The following is a 5,368-nucleotide window of genomic DNA, read 5'->3' as shown; positions in this document are numbered from 1 at the left end:
GCGAAACTGGAAAATATCTTATGAATAAAATCTTCAACAATAACAATGTTTATATATTGGGCGCAGGATTTTCAATCGATGGAAATATGCCATTAATTAAAAATTTCTTAGTCAAAATGCGAGAAACCGCAGAATGGCTAGAGAAAAAGAAAGACTCGAAAAACTTAAATTCTATTCAAAAAGTATTTGAGTTCAGACTAAAAGCTTCGGGAGCTGCATATCGTATAAATATAGATATCGACGATATCGAACAATTATTTTCACTTGCAACTGCTAAAGAGAACACCGAATTTAATCAACATATCATCGAGAGTATCGCATCTACATTACATTATTGTGAAGAAACAAACGAAACTAAATACATAAACCTGACAGTAACACACGATTATCTCAAAAATTTTCCAAATGCAAAAGACATCAAAGAAAACTACGGAAACTCATCATACACGAATTGCAAAATCGATTTATATGAATATATTGTAGCGAATATGATTAATATATACGATAAATCAATTAAGAATCAATCTGAATCAAATTCATTTATTAGTTTTAATTATGATACAATTTTAGAACAAAGTATTTGGAACTTGGGTTTAAAAGTAAATTACTGTTTAAGTAGAGCAGGAAACTTAGATAGACAAGATATTTTTGACCAAACAAGTGGTTTAAAAATATTAAAACTACATGGATCATTAAATTGGACAGCGTCTGGAACGCAGGGTCAAAAACTAAAATTATTAAAAAACTATCTCGAAGCAACTGAATCAAATAATTCGAAAATCCTACTTCCGCCAACTTGGCAAAAATCCTTTTCTGGTTCACTAAAGGAAGTTTGGGATAGTGCAATCGATAGGATATCCGAAGCAACTAGAATCGTAATTATTGGATTCTCAATACCCGATACAGATATTCACTTTAAATACCTTTTATCAGCAGGTCTACAAGACAATATTTCCTTACAGAAAATACTCTTTATAAATCCAATGGAAAAAACTGAATTTAGAACAAAAATCACAAAAATATTTCATGAAAAATTTTTAGATTCAGGTCTTATTGAACATATACAAATAAAAGCCTCCGATTTTTTTTCACAAAACGATTATTTAAAAAAAATTAACCGGTAAATTTAACTAGTGAATATCCAGCTTCGCATAACAGCAACTAACCGCTTCACTTCGGGACTTGCGCCCTCGTTCGGTCTCCGACACATAGGCTTTTGTCACTCCTCTTGCTTACGCAAGCGTCGTGCCAATCCCTAACGTCCCCTTCAGGGACTCAGGGCCAGCCTACGTCGGTTAGTCTAGTTCGTTATGCGAAATTCTTTAAATAAACACGAATATGAGTAAAATAAATCCTTCATTAAAAAAATGTTCATACTTCATTTTCTTAAATTATATCAGAGTAAATTCCAATAATCTTTATAAATTTGAAAATAGATATGATTCTAGCGATCCGATTGAAATTTTTCAGACAAAAATAGGAGATTTAGAAGAACTTACAGTAAACCCAAATAATGACATTGGCTATAAACATATATTGGATTCCTACGGAGAAATTGATACTTGTTGTATAAAATTCTCTTTTCAAATAGAAAACATTGAACAGTGTCGAGAAAGAGCAGAAAAAATAATTAAACCGCTCTTACATTCAATAATTTTTGCCGCCGATTTCAGACTACCTCCAAAAATTTCTGGTTATTTTAACATCATCGATGATGAGCCAATAAACTATACCTACTTCTCCAAACCAGAAAAAGAGACTAATTTCCATTTAAATAATGGAACAATTGGTAGAATTAAAGAGCTTGAAGTAAAATTTAGTACCTTCGAAAATCTTAATTTCCAAATTGGAATCTATAGGTATACGAGAGGATTAACAGAATACTTTTTATCTAATTCAATTGAGGGTGTTGTAGATATAATGATAGCAATTGAAGCTGTAATGTCGGAAAAGAGCGACAACTTAAAATATAAAATTAGTATGCGAGCAGCAAAATTTATCGGGAAAAAACAATTAGAAAGAAAAGCAATTTACGCTCTATTTTCTGCTTTTTATGATATTAGATCTATGATTGTGCATGGAAGCAATTTTGACGAAAAAGTAATCCTAAAAAAATTCAATAATTATAAAAAACTATTAGATTTACCTTCAATTACATTTGATGAGACTTTCAAAACTTTTTCTCAAATAATCAATCAAATATTTCTGAAAATACTAGATTGTAAAATTACAAATTGTCAATATTTTGATGATTTATTGCTTGAATAATTATAATTTACAACTAAAGAACTTCGCATAACAGCGACTTACCGCTACGCTTCGGCACAAGGCCTCGCTCGGCCTACGGCAAATTCCCTTTCTGTCACTCGTTTGCATCCGCAAACTACGTGCCAGTCCCTAACGTCCCTCCGGGACTCAGGGTCAGGGAACTTCGGTAAGTCTAGTTCGTTATGCGAACATTGCGGGGAAAAGTCGCCGCATCCGTGCGGCGTTTTACAAGAAAATCCCAGAAATAAACAATTTGACAAATATACAAATCGTGTATATGCTGGGAAATTATGAATCAGACTGTTAACATCTCATTCGAAAAAGCTCTTTTAAAAGAAATTGATAAAATTGCAAAAAGAGAACACAGGTCCAGATCCGAACTGATTCGTGAAGCTGCAAGGACTTATATTGAAAAAAAATCTAAGTGGCAAGCGATCTTCGACTTTACTTCTAAGACTATCGATAAAACTAAACTTACCGAAGCTGACATTTTTCAAGAAATTAAAGCAGTTAGAAGAACTAAAAAAGCTTCTTAATGTTACAAGTTCTTTTAGATACTAATATTTATATTTCTGCTATCTTATTCAATGGTAAACCTAGATTGGTTTTCCAAGATTTAATCGATGATATTTTCATTGGATATATCTCTAATGAAATTCTGGACGAATTGGAAGAAACTTTAGCTAAACCTAAGTTCAAACTACCTAATGACTTCATACAATTTACAATTGCCGAAATCAGAAGTGCTACCACAATAATTAAAAACAAGCCTCTTAAAGACTATATGAATTTGAGAGATCGAGACGATTTCCATATTCTTGAAACTGCTTTCTCAGCAAATGTTGATTTATTAATAACAGGTGATAAAGACCTTTTAACTCTAGAAAAAATCAAGGGTCTAAAAATCATTACTCCTGATGAATACTTAAGAATTAAAGAGAATTTGAGCTAAGATTGCGACATCCGTGTCGCTCCCCGCAACGTCGCATAACAACGGCTACTCACTACGCTTCGGCACAAGGCCTCGCTTGGGCTGCGCCACATTTCCCTTCTGGCATTCGTTTGCATCCGCAAACTACATGCCAGTCCCTAACGTCCCGCTGGGACTCAGGGTCGGGAAACGTCGAGTAGCCTAGTTCGTTATACGCAATGGGTTAAAATCTTTCATAATCTTAACAAAATATTATCTTGACAACTTGTCAAGAATCAGTATATTAAAATTGCCATGAAATCCTATGCAGTCGGTGAACTCAAATCTCACTTTTCCGAAGTTCTTGAATACGTTAAGAATGGAGAAAAAGTAGGTATTCTATTTGGAAAAAACAAAAAGACCATCGCCATGATCGTTCCAATCAATCAAAAAGGTGATGTAAAAAGAAAAATTGGACTCCTTGATGGAAAGGTGAAAATTTCTTTTGATAAAGATTTTTCTATCACAGAAGAAGAATTCTTAAATATTTGATGGCTTATCTTTTAGATACTCACGCCTTGCTTTGGGTTATTGGAGATTCAAAACAATTAAGCAAGAAAATTACCACGATCGTTCAAGATCAAGAAAATCAAATTTTTGTTAGTGTAATCTCATTATGGGAAATTTCTTTAAAATTTAAACTAGGTAAATTAAAACTCTCAGGCTTTAAACCGGAAGATATTCCCAAGTTACTTGAAAAATTAAACATAAACATTATTGAACTTAACCAGCAAGAAGCCTCTTCTTACCATCATTTAAAAGAAGATTTTCATAGAGATCCTTTTGATCGAATGCTTATTTGGCAATGTATATCAAGAAAACTAACTTTCATTTCCAAAGATTCAGAAATAAAGAAATATAGAATATCTGGATTAAAAACTATTTGGTCTTAATTACCCACTGCGTATAACAGCGACTTACCGCTTCGCTTCGGGACAAGCCCTCGCTCGGCCTTCGGCAAATTGTCCTCCTGTCACTCGCCTTGCTTTCGCAAGCTACGTGCCAGTCCCTAACGTCCCGTTACCGGGACTCAGGGTCGGACAACTTCGGTAAGTCTAGTTCGTTATACGCAATTTTAATAAAACTTATGAAAAAAAGAAAAATATTAACTCTAATTATATTAGCAATCTCAAGCCTCAGTATTAATGCGGAAGAAGTTGAAAATAATGCCAAAGAAAGAAAAGCAAACCAAATTTATATCAGAAGAAATAACGGATATGCTGCACCGAATGAATTTAATATGTATAACAGTCTTTTTCCGATATCCTTCGCATATGAAATACCTTCTATCCAATATAACACGTTCGGATTTGTTAGATTTATAGGTGATTCTAAGTTTAGTATTGAAGGAAACTTTTTTGAATACAAAAAGACCAATTTCTCTTTTGATAGAATAAATCCTTATACAGATCAAATTAGCAAAGGAAATCTTGGTACTTATTATAGATCAGAACAGAACTTATTCTTAAATTACCATCTAATTGAAAATAGAATAATTTTTAACCTCGGAATACAAAGACTACAAAGTGATTTGAGCGACGGGAGATTTGCATTTTATAACTATAATCTTTCCCAAAATTTAAATGGATTAACGGCTGGACTGCTACTTGAATCTCCAAGATTCTATGGCCTCTATATATCAGCAGGTTACAGATACTCTATCCTAAGTGGTTTTACCGAAATTAACCACTCAATTGTTACTTCAGCTAGAAATTTTGAATTTGCCCAAATTAAAGACAATCCATTTACTAAATACTATGCTACGGAAACAAAACTTATAATTGGTTACGAATTTACTGACTCCATCCTATTCTCTTTAGGTTTTATTGATCAATCTGCAAAAGTTGTTCAAAATAAAAGTCAAATCATCACTAGTGATTCTTTTTCTACGATTTTAATTAGATCAAATATAGAATATACTGCTAAGAATGAATATTTCGGTTCTACTTTCGCATCTATAACTTATAAATATTAAAACTGCGTATAACAGCGGGGAAACGCTTCACTTCGGCACTGACGGCCTCGTTCGGGCTACGCCACATTCCTCTCCGTCACGTCTCTTGCATCCGCAAGATTCGCGCCGACGCTAACGCCTCCTACGGAGGCTCAGCTTCGAGGAACGTCGTCTCC

The 5,368-nt window shown here is 33.6% G+C and carries 7 protein-coding genes; all 7 read left to right on the top strand.

Going from position 1 to position 5,368, the window contains the following annotated elements; all coding sequences use genetic code 11:
- Positions 1-1,124, top strand: a 1,124-nt coding sequence (locus tag ND811_RS18765; RefSeq protein WP_265365549.1) for an SIR2 family protein, incomplete at its 5' end; no start/stop codon positions are given.
- A 214-nt stretch (positions 1,125-1,338) separates the two neighbouring features.
- Positions 1,339-2,268: a HEPN domain-containing protein gene (locus tag ND811_RS18760; protein WP_265353494.1), complete on the top strand. Its 930-nt coding sequence runs from the start codon at positions 1,339-1,341 to the stop codon at positions 2,266-2,268.
- A gap of 290 nt (positions 2,269-2,558) precedes the next feature.
- Positions 2,559-2,804 (top strand): CopG family ribbon-helix-helix protein, encoded by a 246-nt coding sequence (locus ND811_RS18755; protein ID WP_265353493.1) that lies wholly within the window; start codon positions 2,559-2,561, stop codon positions 2,802-2,804.
- Positions 2,804-3,220 carry a putative toxin-antitoxin system toxin component, PIN family gene (locus ND811_RS18750; RefSeq protein WP_265353492.1) on the top strand — a complete coding sequence of 139 codons (417 nt, stop codon included), beginning with the start codon at positions 2,804-2,806 and terminating at the stop codon, positions 3,218-3,220. Before ND811_RS18755 ends, ND811_RS18750 begins: the two co-directional genes overlap by 1 nt.
- Positions 3,221-3,493: 273 nt before the next feature.
- Positions 3,494-3,730 (top strand): type II toxin-antitoxin system Phd/YefM family antitoxin, encoded by a 237-nt coding sequence (locus ND811_RS18745; RefSeq protein WP_265353491.1) that lies wholly within the window; start codon positions 3,494-3,496, stop codon positions 3,728-3,730.
- The gene (locus ND811_RS18740) at positions 3,730-4,131 is read left to right on the top strand and encodes a type II toxin-antitoxin system VapC family toxin (RefSeq protein ID WP_265353496.1); all 402 of its coding nucleotides are present in this window, start codon (positions 3,730-3,732) and stop codon (positions 4,129-4,131) included. Before ND811_RS18745 ends, ND811_RS18740 begins: the two co-directional genes overlap by 1 nt.
- A gap of 194 nt (positions 4,132-4,325) precedes the next feature.
- Positions 4,326-5,213 carry an LA_2444/LA_4059 family outer membrane protein gene (locus ND811_RS18735; RefSeq protein WP_265353490.1) on the top strand — a complete coding sequence of 296 codons (888 nt, stop codon included), beginning with the start codon at positions 4,326-4,328 and terminating at the stop codon, positions 5,211-5,213.
- The last annotated feature ends 155 nt before the right edge of the window (positions 5,214-5,368 follow it).

Source organism: Leptospira soteropolitanensis, assembly GCF_026151655.1.
Taxonomy (GTDB): domain Bacteria; phylum Spirochaetota; class Leptospiria; order Leptospirales; family Leptospiraceae; genus Leptospira_A; species Leptospira_A soteropolitanensis.
Note: the sequence above shows the minus strand (reverse complement) of the source record. Positions and strands in the feature narration are given on the sequence as shown.